This window comes from Ferrimonas aestuarii, from assembly GCF_005116665.1.
GTDB classification, from domain to species: Bacteria; Pseudomonadota; Gammaproteobacteria; order Enterobacterales; family Shewanellaceae; genus Ferrimonas; species Ferrimonas aestuarii.
The window spans coordinates 237,987-254,611 of record NZ_SWCJ01000001.1; the positions used below are offsets into that span (position 1 = coordinate 237,987).

Consider the following 16,625-nt stretch of genomic DNA (forward strand, 5'->3'; position numbering starts at 1 on the left):
TTGATATTAATTTTGGCATCGGCATCAGTGGCGCCGCTGTTTTTCCGAGGTGTGGTGCGAATGCGATTATTGCATCGACGACTATTTCAGTGACGATAATTTAATAATGATTCCTATTATTAAATAAATTCAGTTCATTTATTGAATCGATATTATTCGATATTTTTGGAAGGCCAGTTAATCAATATCAAAATGATAAATCCCATAGGTTGGTTATCATTTTGGTTAACGGTTCTGGAAGGACTCTTCTCGATAATCACTAACTGCAGTCATGAGTGTTTTGTGTTTATGTTATTGTTTTATATGGATTTGCTTGTTGGTTTTGTGATTTGAATCATTGTTGGCATAGATGTTGGAATCAAATGTTTGGACGCTTGTTATCACCGTGCGGGTCGTTTTGGACTCGCCGACGTAACAAGCTTAATCAGTGGTAATGATTAGGCGAATGTTAATGAGCCAATAAAACAAAATATAACGTAAATACTAGTCGGATTTACCTGCGGTACCGTGGCACCGGTTTTTAATTAACACCAACTGATGTGCGCTGTTGTCGTCAAGGTATGGGCTGCGTTGTTTGCTTTAAGTAAAGTGCAGAACCCCCATAGGTAAGCCCTATGAGAACCGTAACTAGGAATTCAGTCTGTGTTGATGTTATTGGCCGCCGCGATACTGGATCGCCAAGTGCCGGTAATGTCGAAATGTATGAAGTCGTTAACAGTCGAGAGCGCTCGGCATAACGGCTTGTTTTAGTTGATATGACAAACGAAATGTACCTTCGACTATCCATTCATACAACCCGGTGCTGTGGGAGAAAGGGGCGATCGGACGGAGGTGGCCGCTACAGCAGCATAACGCTAATGGAGTACGTTTCTTGGTTCATGTCGACAGCAAGGAGAACACTATGAGCAATTGTCCTAAGGATATGACGCTGCCACCGGATCTGACTTTGAAAAAAGGATCTGGCCCAGTTCGTACCAAGTTCCCTATCTATTCCAACTCTCTCCCGCCTTGCAATCATGCCTGTCCTACTGGCAGTAATATTCAAGAATGGTTGTCACTGGCTCAGTCTGAGCAGTATGAAGAGGCGTTCCAGGCGTTGATTAAAAACAACCCCATGCCAGCGATTCATGGCCGTGTGTGCTATCACCCCTGTGAGTCCGCCTGCAACCGTGCCAATGTGGATCAGGCGGTGAGTATCCACGCGGTAGAGCGCTTCCTCGGAGACCAAGCCCTTGAGAAAAAGTGGCCCGTTCGGTTTGACGCGGAGCCTAGCGGCAAGCGAGTGTTGATTGTTGGTGCTGGCCCCAGTGGTCTGGCGACGGCGTATCACCTTAAGCGCAAAGGCCATGATGTGGAGATCCGTGATGCGGCGCCGATGGCGGGTGGCATGATGCATTTCGGCATTCCCGCTTACCGATTGCCACGGGACGTGCTTGAGAATGAGATCGCCCGTATCGAGGGGATGGGCATCAACATCGTTCTAAACCATAAAGTTGAAGACCTGCTGGCGGAGAAAGTGAAAGGTCGATTCGATGCGGTTTTCCTGGCGATTGGTGCTCACGTTGGCCGTGGTGTCGACATTCCTAATGACGATCCGGGCAAGGTGATCGATGCGGTTTCCTACCTGCGGGCCATCGAGATGAACAATGCCCCTAAATTGGGGCAGCGAGTGGCCGTTTATGGCGGCGGTAATACCGCTATGGATGCGGCTCGAACCGCGCGCCGCATGGGGGCAGACGTGATGGTGATCTATCGTCGTGACCGTGCCCATATGCCCGCCCACGACTTTGAATGCGTGGAAGCCATGGAGGAGGGAGTCACCTTCCATTGGCAGCGCACCATCAATCAAATTGATGGCAACCGTTTTACGCTGGAGAAAATGAACATCGATGACAATGGTCGCCCTCAGCCATCCGGTGAGTTTGAGACCGTTGAAGCGGACTCGCTGATTCTGGCACTGGGTCAAAACATCGATACCAAGCTAACGGAAAATATCCCAGGCATCGAGCACAAGTGGGATGGCACCGTCATGGTGAACGCCCAGATGATGACCGGCTATCAGGGGGTGTTTGCTGGTGGCGACATGGTGCCTTGTGACCGCACTGTGACCATCGCTGTGGGCCACGGTAAGAAAGCCGCCGCCCATATTGATGCCTTCCTTAACAAGCGCATCTTCACCAAGGTGAGCAAGCAGCCGTTGATTAAGTTCGACCAACTGCACCTTTGGTACAAAACCGATGCCGATCAGAGCGAGCAGCCGGCGATTCCGGTGATCAAGCGGGCGACCTCATTTGATGAGGTGGTTGGGGGACTGACTGAGCAGGAAGCCTTGTTTGAGGCTCAGCGTTGTTACTCCTGTGGCAACTGCTTTGAGTGTAATGGTTGCTTTGGTGCCTGTCCTCATGGGGCGATCACTCGCCTAGGTAAGGGCAAGGGGTACAAGGTGGATTATGACAAGTGCACCGGCTGCGAAGCCTGCTACTTGCAGTGCCCTTGTCATGCGATCGAGATGGTCGCGGCGGAAATGGAGTAGAAGTTGATCATGACCAAAACAATGAACCTTTCATCCGAGCAAGTCATGCACACTTGCGACGGCAACGAAGCCGCGGCTCACATCGCCTATCGCGTCAGTGAAGTGTGTGCCATCTATCCCATTACTCCATCGTCGACCATGGCCGAATTCGCCGATCAGTGGGCGGCGGAGGATAAGCGCAATATTTGGGGCAACGTGCCTCTAATTGCTGAGATGCAAAGTGAGGGCGGCGCTGCAGGTACGGTGCACGGCGCATTGCAAAGTGGCGCTCTGACCACCACCTTTACCGCCTCCCAAGGGTTGATGTTGATGCTGCCAAACATGTACAAGATCGCCGGTGAGCTGACCTCAGCGGTGTTCCATGTGGCAGCACGCTCTTTGGCGGCGCAGGGGCTTTCCATCTTTGGTGACCATCAAGACATCATGGCCGCTCGCGGCACCGGCTTTGCGCTGTTGGCGTCCTCCTCGGTGCAGGAAGCCCACGACATGGCATTGGTGTCCCATGCCGCCACACTGGATGCGCGAATCCCCTTTATCCACTTCTTCGATGGTTTTAGAACCTCCCACGAGGTGAATAAGATAAGCCTGATCCCTGATGCCGACATTCGAACCATGATCTCTGACGAGCTGGTTCGTGCCCATCGCCAGCGGGGATTGAGCCCAGACTCGCCCTTTATTCGGGGTACTGCGCAAAACCCGGATGTGTACTTCCAGGGCCGTGAGACGGTGAACCCCTTCTATGCCAAGACGCCGGAGATTGTTGAGTCCTGCATGGATAAGTTGGCCGAGCTTACGGGACGCCGATATAAGTTGATGGAGTTTTTCGGTGCGCCGGATGCCGAGCACGTGGTGATTGCCATGGGCTCTGGTGTTGAGACCATCAAGGAGACCGTTGACTATCTGGTGTCCAAGGGCAACAAGGTTGGGGTGCTGCAGGTTCGCTTGTATCGCCCATTGTCGGCCAGCCACTTGCTGGAGGCGTTGCCGCTTACCACCCAGAAGATCACCGTACTCGACCGAACCAAAGAGCCCGGTGCCAATGCGGATCCTCTGTATCAAGATGTGCTCACCGCACTGATGGACAATCAGGACCATTTCCCAACCATGCCGCGCTTGGTGGCGGGTCGCTATGGCTTGTCCAGCAAAGAGTTTACGCCGGCGATGGTGAAGGCGGTGTTCGATAACCTTAAGCTGGAACAACCCAAACACCACTTTACCGTGGGCATCATCGACGATGTTAGCCACTCCCACCTGGATGTGGATGCCAGCTTCGATATTGAGTCCAGCGATGTGGTGCGCGCCATGTTTTACGGTCTTGGGGCCGATGGCACCGTGGGGGCGAACAAGAACACCATTAAGATCATCGGCGAAGACCCAGAGTATTTTGCTCAGGGCTACTTCGTGTATGACTCGAAAAAGTCCGGCTCGCAAACGGAATCTCACCTGAGGTTTGGTCACCATCCGGTGAACAGCCCTTACTTGATTCAGTCGGCCAACTTTATCGCCTGCCATCAGGCCACCTTCGTTCAAAGCACCGACATGTTGGCAAAGGCCGCCGACAAAGCCATGTTCCTGCTCAATACCACCGCATCGGTGGATGAGGTTTGGGATCGATTGCCAGCGCGGATGCAGCGGCAGCTGATTGAGCGCAACATGCAGCTTCATATTATTGATGCGTATAAGGTGGCTCGCGACACCGGCATGGGCAATCGCATCAACACCATCATGCAGACCTGCTTCTTTGCGCTGTCTGGCGTGTTGGAAAAGGATGTGGCGATCGCCAAGATCAAAAAAGCCATCGAGAAAACCTATGCTCGCAAAGGGCCTGAAGTGGTTCAGAAGAACTTCGCTGCGGTGGATCATACCTTGGCGCACCTGTATCAGGTGGAGCTGCCAAGTCAGGTCAGTGCTAGTGATGTTAGCAAGCCGGTAGTGTCTGAAAAGGCGCCGGAGTTTGTGCAGAAAGTGACGGCGCAGATGATGGCGGGCAAAGGGGATCTGATCCCGGTATCGATGTTGCCCGTTGATGGCACTTACCCCTCTGGCACCACCCAGTGGGAGAAACGTAACATTGCCCAGAAGATTCCGGTCTGGGAGCAGCAGGACTGCATTCAGTGCGGTAACTGCAGCATCGTGTGCCCCCATGCGGCCATTCGTGCCAAGTTCTACGATAAGTCGAAACTGGATGAAGCGCCCGACGGGTTTAAGTTTGCTGGGATTACCGCCCGTGGTTTCCCAGATACCCGTTACACCTTGCAGGTATACGCCGAGGATTGCACCGGTTGCAGCCTGTGCGTGGATGCGTGCCCGATGGTGATTCAGGAGGCCACCGCTGAGCAGCCTGAGCGCAAGGCGATTAACATGGAGCTCAAAGCGCCCTACATGGAGCAAGAGAAGCGCAATTTAGAGTTCTTTGACAGCTTGCCTTACAACGAGCGTGCCCGGGTTGATTTCTCCAATGTGCGCGGTGCTCAGTTCCTGCAGCCGCTGTTTGAGTTCTCCGGTGCGTGCTCCGGTTGTGGTGAAACCCCTTATCTGAAACTGATGTCGCAGCTATTTGGGGATCGACTGATGATCGCCAACGCCACCGGTTGCTCCTCCATCTATGGTGGTAACTTGCCAACCACTCCTTGGGCGAAAAACGCCGAAGGTCGCGGTCCGGCGTGGGCCAACTCATTGTTCGAAGACAACGCCGAGTTTGGCTTTGGCTTCCGCCTAGCGGCGGTGAAGCAGCATGAGATGGCTGAGCAACTGTTAGTCGAAAATCGGGAGCAACTGGATCCTCTGCTGGTGGATCAGCTACTGCACGCTGAGCAGCTGACGGAAACGGACATTCAGGCGCAGATCAAGCGGGTGGACGTGTTGAAGTCGGAACTGGAAACCATTGGCTCTGAGTCTGCACGAAATCTGATCTCGGTGGCGGATCAACTGATTCGTCGTTCCATCTGGATTGTGGGTGGTGATGGCTGGGCCTATGACATCGGTTCCAGTGGTCTTGATCATGTGCTTGCCAGTGGTGCCGACGTCAATGTGCTGGTGATGGATACCGAAGTGTACTCCAACACCGGTGGCCAGATGTCGAAATCTACACCGCTGGGCGCCGTGGCTAAGTTTGCCGCTGCCGGTAAACAGGCAACCAAGAAAGACGTGGCGATGCAGGCGATATCCTACAACAACGTCTACGTGGCTCGAGTGGCATTGGGAGCGGATCCGCAGCAGGTGCTGCTGGCGATGCGCGAGGCGGAAGCTTACAAAGGGCCGTCGATCATCATCGCTTACAGCCATTGTATTGCTCACGGCATCAATATGGAGGATGGCTTGCAGCAGCAGAAGCTGGCGGTGCAATCCGGTCACTGGCCGCTGTTCCGTTACAATCCTGCGCTGCGTGATGTTGGCGAAAATCCGTTCTCACTGGATACCTTGCGACCGACCATTCCTCTTGAGGAGTACCGCTACAACGAGGCGCGCTATCAAAGCTTGCGTCGCAGCAATCCGGACGCGGCGGCAGACATTACCGCTCGAGCCCAGAAGGTTGCCGAGCGTAAGTGGCAGCTCTATGAAGAGTTGGCGACTCGTCGCCAAGGTGCGGTAGCGCCCCATGTAGAGCTTGACGCGCACACTTCGTAGGCAAGCAAAACCAATAACAAAAGGGCCGTTAGGCCCTTTTTACGTTTAATGTCCGAGGAGCACTGTAACCTTAGATCGCGGCGCCTAGGGTTTGTTTGTGGTGCTGAGCCTCAGTAGGTAAGCCCCAATCCACCAGGTTGCCGTGCTCGATGGGGTCGTACAGGGTATGACCCGCAAGGTGGTTGAGGATGCGGGCGGCGCGCCAACTGGCGAGGCTAAGTTGGGGCTCGGCGATGCCATGGGAGCCCATGCCTGCGTTCACCATGTAGATGCGATTGTCCGCCTCTCCCTGCCACTGCACCGAGAAATCGGGCGACAGCTTAGGTCGGCCGCGGCTGTCCCACTCGATACGAGATTGCAACTGGTTGAGGCATGAAGGCGCAGTGCGCTTGAAGCCGGTGCACAGCACCACCACATCGGCGCTGATTTCGGTGCGCTCTCCTGTTAGGCCATGCACCAAACTGAGCTGATATTCGCCGCCGCGCTTGACCATGGAGACCAGGGTGCGGCTAGGTTGAATCTGCCACCAGTTTGGCTTTCTCAACACGTACTTGTCGTGATATAGACGCTGATAGATCCCCTGCAGGCACTCATTGGTGATGCCATCGCTAGTGAGCTTTTGCCGAGCCACCTCTTTGTCTTTTAATGGCTGTTCCAACTGGTAGAAGCCGTTGACGTAGTCGGGCATAAAATACTGGTCGGTAAAGCAGCCCTCATCCAGAGCCTCGATGTTGGCGCGGCGGGAGACCCAAGTTAAGGACTTGGCCGAGCCAAACTCGCCATCAAAGCTGTGCTGGAACACATCGGCACCGGTTTGGCCGCCGCCGATGATCGCTACCCGTTTACCCTCGAGCTGAGGATCGCGCAGGGCCAGCTCACTGGCGTGGAAGCAGTCATCGCCAACAAAGGGTTTGGCGCAATCGGGAATGGCCGCTTGGGTGCCGATGCCCATTACCAGATGTTTGGCCCGGTATTGCTGATCGCCAACGGTGACGGTAAACACACCGTCTTGCTGCTCAATGGCGGTGACGTCGGCTTTAAACTGCACGTTAGGCAGTTGATTGGCGGCCCAGCTTAGGTAGTCAGAAAATTCCAGGCGGCTGATGGTGGACTGTCCCGATGCCATAAAGGGGTAGAACTTTCGGCTTTTCACCAAGTAGTTCAAGAAGGTGTATCGGCTGGTTGGGTTGACCGCTGTTACCAGATCTTTTAGGAACGAGGTCTGCATTTTAGCATCGCTGAGCAATAGACCTGGGTGCCAAGCAAAGTGGGGCTTTTTATCTAAAAATAGAGTCGACAGCTCCGGCTTTTCAGCAGCCAGAGCGGCAATGCTGAGGTTAAATGGCCCTAGGCCGACGCCGATAAGATCGTAAATTTTGGCCTCATCTTGAGGCTGGCGGTGAGAGGTGTGAGATAACGTCATGCTGCCTCCTAGAAAGCAAACTGGTTGAAGAAGCGTTCACGGCCGCAGAGGATCAGCGCCGCGCGTTTATGGGGAAAATCGAACTCGAACTGTTTTTCCAGACCGATGCGTGCATTGAGCATCTGGACTCTGGGGTTGTCGGCACGGGGTTCGCCAACGACGGCGGCCATGCGTGGTGCGCGTTGGAAGCAGTATTGAACGATGCTGCGAGCCCATACATCGAAGTAACTGCCACCGCGAAATGCCATGTTGCCCACCAGCATGTGCACGCCGGTGTCGAAGAGACCGTGGTCGTAGAAGGGGCCGATGCGGTCTTCGGCGGCCCAGTAGATCTCAAAATAGCCAAAAGGCACGCCATCAAATTCGCCGATGACGCCGTAGGCGTGTCGATCCTGTTTTTGGGCATTGAGGTAATCTCGATGCAGTGTGAGGCTGCCTTCCAGCTCCCACATCGCTGCCACTTCCGGGTTGTTCTGCCAACGGTGGAAGCAGGGCAAGTCTCGCTCAAGTTCGATAACCCTTAGGGTCAAAGTGCGCTTTAAGTGGTAGTAGTAGCGCTGGAACATCACCCCTCTTGGGTGGGCTGGCCGCTTGGGGTGACGGCAGCCGTTGTCGGCGCTGACCATCTCTATGTCTCCGGTGTCTTTGGCTGTGCAAAGCCAAAGAGGGGACTGCTGCAGAAACTCAGGTTTGGAGAGGGATTTTTCCCCTTCGGGCCACTGGGGCATCACCACCTTCTGGGCATCGAAGCTGCCAAATAGGTGCTCGGCGGCGCTCCACCACAACATGGGATCGCTGAGATCAGAATCGAGGGCAGTTAGTTGCCACTGCTTTGCTGCCGACTCTTTAGCGATAAAAGAGGCTTGATGCTGCCCCTGCTCGTAGAGGGCAAAATCGCTGCGGCTGTCGAGGCTTTGTACCAAGGTGATCTGGCGGTTATCTGGAAGCGGCTTGTGGATTCGCTGCTGGCCGCTGCGCTCTGCAGGCCATTGCAGTGGGTTGGGAATGTCGCAGTAGATCTGTGCAGGGTTTTCCAATGTGGCTTCGTTGAAATCCGCCAAGAAGCAGAGGAAATTGCGCTTCCAGCGCAGAGTGGGTGAGTCCAGTAAGTAACGGTAGAAGGAGTCATCCTGAGGGTGGCGTTGTGCTAGAGCATCGAAATGGTCTCGGCACTGGGCCCAGAGCTTGGCTTCACTGATGAATCCCGCTGCGGCGATGGCGGCGATGCTGTTGAGTAGGGTGTTTCCCACCACGTAGTAGGCGTGATAAGGGTTAAGTTCATCGCTCTCCATGTAGTAGTGAGGGGGCTGGTGTTCAAACACCTCAGCAAAACGGCGTTTGGCCAACGTTGTTAAACCGAAACCTTGGCAGTCGCGAATGGCGACGCCCACGGGCAGATCTTGCTCCATCTCCACCATCAAGTTCTGCTGATGAGCCAGCATGACGATGCCGTAATCGGAGCGGGCGATGCACAGTGGGGTGATCACCTGTTGCAAAAAGGCCTGCATCCAGTTGAGCGCCGCTTGCTGCTTGGCGATCGCCGAAAGGGGACTGTCGTCGTTGACGTTGTGCAGCTGATTGGCATAGCGCTGGAGATGATCCGCTAACTGACTCCCGTTGCCCTGCGGCTTACTTTGGTTGAGGGTGGCCAGCATATGAAATCGTTTAGGATCAAGCCGCGACGTGTGGTCCTGATGGAAGGGGTTATCCCTGAGGCTTACCAGTGGCAGGTCAAGAATCTCACCCTGTGGCGTTTGGATGCTGCACCACAACGGTTCCTGCAATAGGTAAGTGTTTGGCAGCCGCTGACGCATCTGCTCTCCAGCTTCGGTGGCCATCAGTGCACTGAATTGAGTACCACGTTGAGCCTCTTTGGCGGACATGGTTCTAAGGGAGTTGGTTAGGCGGACCGGCAGTGACACCTTGATCATCCACGGGCAATCGGGATGGTAGATGGCTCTGGAGGAGGAGGTGGCGGTCCAGCCTGAGCTGGTCAGTTTAAGGTCTATCACCGCGGCGTCAGTCCAGGGCGTTTGGCTGGCAAATTCACGCCAGGCATCGGCTTGTAGGGGATGCATGGGCAGCGGCAGGTAACCCTGAGTTAATGGGTTTGTTTCTGGGAGCTCATTAACCTGTGCATCGGTGCAGTGCTCAAACAGCGCAAGAAGTTCAGTTGCCAGTTCGCCTGCGGCGGATTCTCCTACCAGATGGCTGCCCTTTACCGCGAACCAGTGAAGAGGAAATTGACCTGCAAATTCAGGCAGGTAGTTTGCCTGCTGTATGTCGTTGAGTGGCTCGTTGCATTTGGGCGCGGGATGCATGCTGTGGCCACCACTGAGCTGCTGTTCTGAGGCGATAAAGCCAGAACGATTGACGTCTATGTCGTGTCGATCAGCGACCGCCAGATCCGCTCTAGCCACATAGCGGTCAGATTGTTGTACCCGTTCAAGAAACTTACGTCGTTTGTGGTCGTCAATGTCGGAAAAGTGCGCATCGACTAAGGCTTTGGCGGCCTCAGCAAATTCGATGCGCTGCGGTTGTCCGTTTGGCGTTAGCATCAGCCCAATCTCGCCCTGATAGCGATGTCGCCCAGAGGGGGAGACGTAGCTTAGGGGCAGTTGCAGCTCGCGCTCTTTGTCCAGGGGCAGCCGCAAGATCTGCTGCGATACCTGTCCAAGGCCGGTTTCGATTAGCACACTGTTAAAAAAGTGCTGAATCGTCAAGGGGTGAGTCATGGTGTCGTCCTGTACCAATGTCTGTCGATAATCTGGCTACTGCCGAAGCAGTAACTGTTTGAATAAAATTCCGTTTTTGATCCGTATTCGGCTCAGGTCTGATACTCCTGCGGCTGATGAGTCGGCTGGGGATTCCGCCGCGCTAAGGTGATGACGCTCATGCACAGTCCAATACCAAATAGGGCGGTAAGCACCACCAAAGTCCATTGCCATTTAAGGAAAAGCGCCGCGCTTAGGGTGCCAATGAGGTGCCCGGTGGTGTGGGCGCGAGTCAGCAAACCGCTGGTCCGAGCCTTCATTGAGGGTTGTGATTGATGTCGTAGCAAGGTGGCGGTGTACCAAGCGGGTAGGCCGGAGATGGCCAAGCAGAGGCCACAGACCGAGAGAGCCAAGCTCCACCATTGGTGATGGTTAATGAGCAGCAAAGCACAGCCACTGAGTAGGGCCAGCAGCAATGTGGCCAATAACGTGGTTTGCGGCTGTTGGCTTAACTTAGGCACCAAAATGCGTTGATTGATCAGGGTCATGACGCCGATGCCCAGCATTAAGCCTGCGTATATCTGACTGGCTCGGTCGCCCACAAACCCTTGGTGAGTCACAAATTCCAAGGCAAATAGCTGAAAGGCCGCCACCAGAGCCGTGGTAAAGATGGCAGCGAGGAAAGCGGGACGAACCTGCGCTTTGGAGCGTGATTTGCCAATCTTGTGCTTGTCCAATCGAGAGGTGAAGGCTGTCTGCTCGGAACGCTTTTCTTTGCGCGGCGGCGTGCTCAGTAACAGTGGCGTGATAAGCAGCAGCGGTGCCGCCAGAAGTAGCGGCAGTGGCAAAGGCAGTAACATCAGTGCTGGGCCTAGCAAGCGTCCGAGAGTCAGAGCGCTGCTTAAGCGGCCGAGATCGGCGGTGGACGCTTTGCCCACGCCGGCCAATTGGGTATGAGCTAGGGGCAAAAAGGCGCTACCAAAACCGCCGGTGGCCAGTCGACAAAGTCCCAGTATCCACAGGTTGGTTGGCATCAATATCAGTGCGGCGATAAATCCAATGTTGCTGGCAAGGTAGCCCATTGCGGCAATGCGAGTGGTGGTGGAGATACCAAAACGGTTTAGTAACTTGCCCCAGCTTGCTGCCCCAAGCCAATAACTCACTAGGTTTAGGTTCATACATAGAACCAGCAGCCCCATGTCTGTGGCGGTGGCTGGATGGCGGGTTAATTCGGCAAGTAGGGGGAGTGCTGCAACCAGCAGAGTTTGGTTAAGCCCCAAAGCCAGCAGGGGAAGTGATAATGAAAACCGCATGTGACAAAACTGCAATATTAATAAGAATGATTGTTATTTTTATTGTTGTCATCTCGGCGAGAGCATGTCAATAATAGCGCCCTGTAAAAATCACTGAATATTCACAATTAGTTTGAATTAGCCGCATTTCGCTGAATTTCGTGTAAGAACTTGACCTTTTCGCTGCAAGGTTATGGCTGTTGGCCCATAGGTTGCGAGCATAGGTGGCGTGAAAGGCTAGCGGTTTTTGCCAGCGGAATGGCAACGCACCAAAACAGGGACGACCTTGGATGAACACCAGATATTGGACTGAAGTAAACCGCACACTGTGTGCCAAAATCATCTCAGAGCTGCATTATGAAGAGCTGCTCTCCCCCCAGAAAACGGCATTGGGCTGGCAGCTTGATGGCGCAACGCAGCAGTGGCGATTTCATGCCAACACCACCCTATGGGGCATGTTAGAGGTTGATCCTAAGTCGATCTGCCGAGCCGATGGTGCAAAGGTGGAAGCGGTGGCGTTGGTCTTGGACCTGCGCCAATCCCTTGGTATGACCGACATCAATCTGGCCAACTTTTTAGAAGAGCTGCAGCAGACGCTCTACAGCGACATGGTTCGCCTTGAGCAGTTAGAAAACCTGACAGCGACTGATTTGGTCAACATGGGAGAAGCCCAGCGGCAGCGCTATCTGGATGCTCACCCCAAAGCGGTGGCCAATAAAGGCCGCTTAGGTTGGGGGGCGGACGATCTTCATCGTTATGCGCCGGAGTCTGGAAATGCCTTTGCCCTGCGCTGGTTGGCGGTACGAAAAACCTGTTGTCAGGCTGGGGTTGCCCAAGGATTGGATTACCAAACGCTGCTCACTCAGGTGTTGGGACAAGCTGAGTATCAGCAACTGGTTGCTAAGCTTTCAGGCTCGGTCGACGACTTCCATCTGTTGGCGGTGCATCCGTGGCAGCATCAACGCTTTCTAAGCAGCCAGTTTGCCACGCTGTTTGCCAGTGGCGATCTGGTGGATTTGGGGGAGGCGGGCCCGCAATGGTTAGCGCAGCAATCAATCCGTACCTTAAGTGCCAGTGACCCTGGCGTGCCTTTCGATGCCAAGACCGCACTGACCATTCTCAACACCTCGTGCTATCGGGGCATTCCTGGCAAGTTCATTGTGCAGGGACCACAGCTGTCAGCTTGGCTGGCTAAACTTGCAGCCAGTGATGCAACCCTCAAGCGGCAAGGCCTTTACGTTCAGCAGGAGGTGGCGGGTTTTTTCTGTGAACAACCCTATCAAACTCAGATTGCTAAGGGGCCATATCGCTATCACGAACAGCTTGGCTGCATCTGGCGACAGCGGGCTGAATCGGTGATTGGAGATCATTGCCGACCAATCACCATGGCGGCGTTGATGCAAACCGATGCTGAGGGCATGCCGCTGATTCAAGCGCTGGTGGAGCGTTCTGGTATCTCTCCGGCGCAGTGGTTAACTCAGATGTTCGAGCATGTGGTGGTGCCTCTGTACCATCTGATGTGCCAGTATGGTGTTGGGCTGGTGGCTCACGGCCAAAACATTACCTTGGTGTTGGAAAACGACGCCCCTGTGGGGTGCACCATTAAGGATTTTCATGGGGATCTGCGCTTGGTGGATCAGGAATTTGTGGAGCTGGAGAGCTTGGATGATGACATTCGCCACACTCTGACCAAGCTGCCAGCGGAGCATCTAGTGCATGATCTGCTGACTGGCCACTTTGTGACTGTGCTGAGGTTTATCTCTCCGAAAGTCACAGGCATGGGGGTGAGTGAACTGAGTTTTTATCGTCTGCTCCGACAGGTGATTGAGGATTATCAGCAGCAGCACCCTGAACTTCGTCACCGTTTCAAGCAATTCGACCTGCTATCGCCGACGATCGCCAAGGTTTGTGTTAATCGAGTTCGGTTTAAGATCGGCTACGGTGACAGCGATGAGCGGCCACTTCCGGACATCGGTGAACCGATTGCCAACCCGCTGATGATGTAGCGGGCTGGCATTAAGTGGCCGTCAGAGAGTTATTGGTGTCTTAGGCGGCCAGATTCAGTACCCAGCCCATCAAGGTAAAGCTGGTGAGCAGCATGGTAAACAGCAGAGCCAGCAGCTTCCACTGCATCACCTGTTTGAGCATCACGAACTCAGGGAAACTGGCGGCGACGGTGCTCATGCAGAACGCTAAGGTGGTGCCCAGTGGTACGCCCTGCATAATGAGGCTCTCCATGATGGGAATCACCCCAGTGGCGTTGGCGTACAGTGGAATGCCCATGAGTACCGCACTGGGAACCGACCACCATTGGCCGTCACCCAAATTGGCTTCCAGCCAGCCGGCAGGAACGAAACCATGTAAGCCAGCACCGATGCCTACGCCAATGATCACCCACTTCCACACTCGGCCAACGATCTCGGTGGTTTCCGATTTCGCAAACTCATGACGCTGCTTTGCAGTCATCTTTGGAGCCTGCTCAGTGGCCTCTGAGGGCTGAGCATCCAGGCCCATCTGATAAGCTTTGGCGGCAATGGGTTGCAACCAGCGATGGGCTTTCAGGGCATCTAAGATTGCCCCGCCGATGATGCCGATGGCCATTCCGACCACCACATACAGCAGGGTGAGTTTCCAGCCCAGTAGGCTAAACAACAGCAGAATTGCCACCTCGTTGATCAGTGGGGAGGTCAGCAGAAACGCCATGGTAATGCCCACGGGAATGCCTGCGGAGGTAAAGCCAAGGAAGACCGGAATGCTGGAGCAGGAGCAAAATGGAGTGATGGCGCCAAAACCGGAACCCATTAGGTAACCCGCCCAGCGGCTTTTGCCACTTAAGTAGAGGCGAACTCGCTCTACATTCAGCGATGCCCTTAGCCAGCCGATGCCATAAATCATCAGCACCAGCAGGGCAAAAACCTTGGTGGTGTCTTCCACAAAGAAATGCAGCGCTGTGCCAAGCTTGCTGGCTGGCGACAGCCCCATGAGCTCGTACACCAAATAGTTGGCGAGATCGGTGAAGATAGACAACATGGAGAAACTTCCTTAGCCCAGAGCTGGGACCAGATAGAACCAGAGATAGTAGAGGCCAGCAGCCACAAAGATGACGCCGGAGAGGCGACGTGCCCACAGTTCAAATCGACCAATTTGTGCAAACAACTTGGAGACCTGCAGGGTTCCCGCAGCCAGCATCACGGCGATAACAAATACCGGCAGGGCGGTGCCAAAGCCGTATACCGCTGGCAAAATCAGGGCGGAGTCCTGTTGCATCACCAATGGCAGCTGCGAGGCGAAAAACAGCGCGGCGGAGGTCGGACAGAACGACAGCGCAAACAGCGCGCCCAGAGCAAAGGCTCCCAGTTGACCCTTGGCCACCAATTTCTGTTTTAGCGTGTCTGATAAGCCCACATTGGGCAGCGGCAAGTTGATGACGCCCAGCAGCAGTAATCCCACCAGCAACAGTACTGGCCCAAGGAATAAGTTCATCTGACTTTGCAGGAAGTTGGAGAGCTTTGGTGCCGATAATGCGCTAAACAGCAGTAAACTGGCCCAAAGCACATAACTTGCCATGCGCCCTAGGCTGTACCACATGCCCATCATCATCGATTGGCTGGGCTGACTCACCTGTTTCCCTAAGTAGGAAACCGCAGCCACGTTGGTGGCGAAGGGACAGGGAGAGATGGAGGTCAGCACCCCAAACCACAGGGCGCTTCCTAGCATGAGTAACCATTCAGACACTGGGCTTGTCCTGAGTGATGCGTTCGATCTCTTTGTAGAGGTAGTTGGTGAATTTCTGTTCGTCATTCACTAACTGCCACACGCGATCCAAGCGCTGCCAACTGAGGGTTTTGCCATCTTCGGTCAACTCTAACACCACGGATCGGGTCATCAGTTGAAAGTCTTTCACGTAGTGGCCATTGCCTTCGGCTTCGACGTTCACGGTTTTAAGCTGCAAGGTATGTTGACCCAGAGGCTTAAGGTAGCCCTGCTGGAGTGCTTGTGTGGTGTACTTCTCGATGCGCTTACAGGTGGAGCAACGCACGTTTCCGTGGAAGTAGTAGACGTTCAGCACCTGGTTGTCTTTAAGCTCAAGCGGTGCCGGCTTATAGAAAATTCCTGGAGAACTGTGCACGTGCTGACTGGCGAGCAGCAGAGCGGTGGCGACAATCAGCAAGCTGGCGACGCCGAAAAACCAATTTCGAACTGTCATGGGGGAATCCTCGAGGGGCAGACTAGCTTAACAGGGCTTGAATCTCAGCATCGTTTGGCACGGTGCCTGAGGTTTTTACTTGACCATCGATGACGATGGCTGGGGTGGACATCACGCTGTATTCCAGAATACGGCCCATGTCGGTGACTTTTTCTAGGTCGATGGTTTTGCCCATGGCATCCGCCACGGCCTGAATGTTAGCGGCGAGGTTGGTGCATTTTTTACAGCCGGAGCCGAGTACTTCTACTTTCATCATTTTTTTCCTACAGGAGCTATTTAATCAGTGCCGAGGAGGCTTTGGCGTTGCGTTCCAACACGGTTTCCACACAGCTTAGGGAGTTCAATAAGCAGGGAGTCTCTAAGCGATAGAAGATCTGCTTGCCCTGTCGCCGACTGCTGACGATGCCCGTCTGCTTCAACTGAGACAGGTGTTTGGAGATGGTGGAGATATCCACGTCGGTACCGTCTACCAGCTCGCACACGCACAGCTCTTGCTGTTGCAGCTGAGTCACCAGCCACAGGCGAATTGGATGAGCTAGGGCTTTGAGCACTTGGGCTCGAGCTTCATATTGTGTTGGGTCGTATGGGATCACAGTGCCTCCTTATTTGGACACTTGGCAAAATAACCAAATGTTGTGTGGGGATCTGTGATCGATCTCTCTAAGTGAGTATTTGCTGGGGCCCGCAGGGTACAGATTATCTTTGGTGGTGAAATTTTGCCCGAGGCGCCCGCATTGACAGTCACCCTAGTAGCCAACTCTTTTCACCTTAGACGATTTGCCTAGGCGGAGGCGGCCAACTACCTTTTGATAAGGTTTACAGGTGTTTG

General features: G+C 54.2%; 11 protein-coding genes. 3 read left to right on the forward strand and 8 right to left on the reverse strand.

Annotated elements, in window-relative coordinates:
* The first annotated feature begins 901 nt into the window (after positions 1-901).
* Both FCL42_RS01180 and nifJ read left to right on the forward strand, forming a co-directional pair.
* Positions 902-2,533: an NAD(P)-binding protein gene (locus FCL42_RS01180; protein ID WP_136861538.1), complete on the forward strand. Its 1,632-nt coding sequence runs from the start codon at positions 902-904 to the stop codon at positions 2,531-2,533.
* 9 nt (positions 2,534-2,542) lie between these two features.
* Positions 2,543-6,160, forward strand: coding sequence for a pyruvate:ferredoxin (flavodoxin) oxidoreductase (gene nifJ / locus FCL42_RS01185; RefSeq protein ID WP_229359744.1), 3,618 nt, complete (start codon positions 2,543-2,545; stop codon positions 6,158-6,160).
* 70 nt (positions 6,161-6,230) lie between these two features.
* Here the strand turns inward: nifJ and FCL42_RS01190 are convergent, their stop codons facing one another.
* From FCL42_RS01190 to FCL42_RS01200, 3 genes are all read right to left on the reverse strand, one after another.
* On the reverse strand, positions 6,231-7,583 hold the full coding sequence (locus tag FCL42_RS01190; protein ID WP_136861539.1) for a lysine N(6)-hydroxylase/L-ornithine N(5)-oxygenase family protein: 1,353 nt from the start codon (positions 7,581-7,583) through the stop codon (positions 6,231-6,233).
* Between the two features lie 8 nt (positions 7,584-7,591).
* Positions 7,592-10,318 (reverse strand): GNAT family N-acetyltransferase, encoded by a 2,727-nt coding sequence (locus tag FCL42_RS01195; protein ID WP_136861540.1) that lies wholly within the window; start codon positions 10,316-10,318, stop codon positions 7,592-7,594.
* 92 nt (positions 10,319-10,410) lie between these two features.
* Positions 10,411-11,610 (reverse strand): MFS transporter, encoded by a 1,200-nt coding sequence (locus FCL42_RS01200; protein WP_136861541.1) that lies wholly within the window; start codon positions 11,608-11,610, stop codon positions 10,411-10,413.
* Positions 11,611-11,879: 269 nt separating this feature from the next.
* On the opposite strand from FCL42_RS01200, the gene FCL42_RS01205 reads away from it, so the two are divergent.
* Complete coding sequence (locus tag FCL42_RS01205) at positions 11,880-13,595, forward strand: IucA/IucC family protein (RefSeq protein ID WP_136861542.1); 1,716 nt, start codon at positions 11,880-11,882, stop codon at positions 13,593-13,595.
* Between the two features lie 40 nt (positions 13,596-13,635).
* Here the strand turns inward: FCL42_RS01205 and FCL42_RS01210 are convergent, their stop codons facing one another.
* The 5 genes from FCL42_RS01210 to FCL42_RS01230 are packed head-to-tail and all read right to left on the reverse strand — an operon-like array spanning position 13,636 to position 16,389.
* On the reverse strand, positions 13,636-14,619 hold the full coding sequence (locus FCL42_RS01210) for a permease (protein ID WP_136861543.1): 984 nt from the start codon (positions 14,617-14,619) through the stop codon (positions 13,636-13,638).
* Positions 14,620-14,631: 12 nt separating this feature from the next.
* A complete protein-coding gene (locus tag FCL42_RS01215; RefSeq protein ID WP_136861544.1) occupies positions 14,632-15,324 on the reverse strand; it encodes an aromatic aminobenezylarsenical efflux permease ArsG family transporter in 693 nt (230 codons plus the stop codon).
* On the reverse strand, positions 15,317-15,796 hold the full coding sequence (locus FCL42_RS01220) for a nitrophenyl compound nitroreductase subunit ArsF family protein (RefSeq protein ID WP_136861545.1): 480 nt from the start codon (positions 15,794-15,796) through the stop codon (positions 15,317-15,319). Before FCL42_RS01220 ends, FCL42_RS01215 begins: the two co-directional genes overlap by 8 nt.
* 22 nt (positions 15,797-15,818) lie before the next feature.
* Positions 15,819-16,052 (reverse strand): thioredoxin family protein, encoded by a 234-nt coding sequence (locus FCL42_RS01225; RefSeq protein ID WP_229359745.1) that lies wholly within the window; start codon positions 16,050-16,052, stop codon positions 15,819-15,821.
* Between the two features lie 16 nt (positions 16,053-16,068).
* Entirely contained in the window at positions 16,069-16,389 is a 321-nt protein-coding gene (locus FCL42_RS01230; protein WP_229359746.1) for an ArsR/SmtB family transcription factor, read from the reverse strand.
* Positions 16,390-16,625: the final 236 nt, after the last annotated feature.

Excerpts from the sequence above, each read along its gene's own strand:
- FCL42_RS01180 (WP_136861538.1), top strand. The coding sequence starts at position 902 with ATGAGCAATTGTCCTAAGGATATGACGCTGCCACCGGATCTGACTTTG.
- nifJ (WP_229359744.1), top strand. The coding sequence starts at position 2,543 with ATGACCAAAACAATGAACCTTTCATCCGAGCAAGTCATGCACACTTGC.
- FCL42_RS01190 (WP_136861539.1), bottom strand. The coding sequence starts at position 7,583 with ATGACGTTATCTCACACCTCTCACCGCCAGCCTCAAGATGAGGCCAAA.
- FCL42_RS01195 (WP_136861540.1), bottom strand. The coding sequence starts at position 10,318 with ATGACTCACCCCTTGACGATTCAGCACTTTTTTAACAGTGTGCTAATC.
- FCL42_RS01200 (WP_136861541.1), bottom strand. The coding sequence starts at position 11,610 with ATGCGGTTTTCATTATCACTTCCCCTGCTGGCTTTGGGGCTTAACCAA.
- FCL42_RS01205 (WP_136861542.1), top strand. The coding sequence starts at position 11,880 with ATGAACACCAGATATTGGACTGAAGTAAACCGCACACTGTGTGCCAAA.
- FCL42_RS01210 (WP_136861543.1), bottom strand. The coding sequence starts at position 14,619 with ATGTTGTCTATCTTCACCGATCTCGCCAACTATTTGGTGTACGAGCTC.
- FCL42_RS01220 (WP_136861545.1), bottom strand. The coding sequence starts at position 15,796 with ATGACAGTTCGAAATTGGTTTTTCGGCGTCGCCAGCTTGCTGATTGTC.
- FCL42_RS01225 (WP_229359745.1), bottom strand. The coding sequence starts at position 16,052 with ATGATGAAAGTAGAAGTACTCGGCTCCGGCTGTAAAAAATGCACCAAC.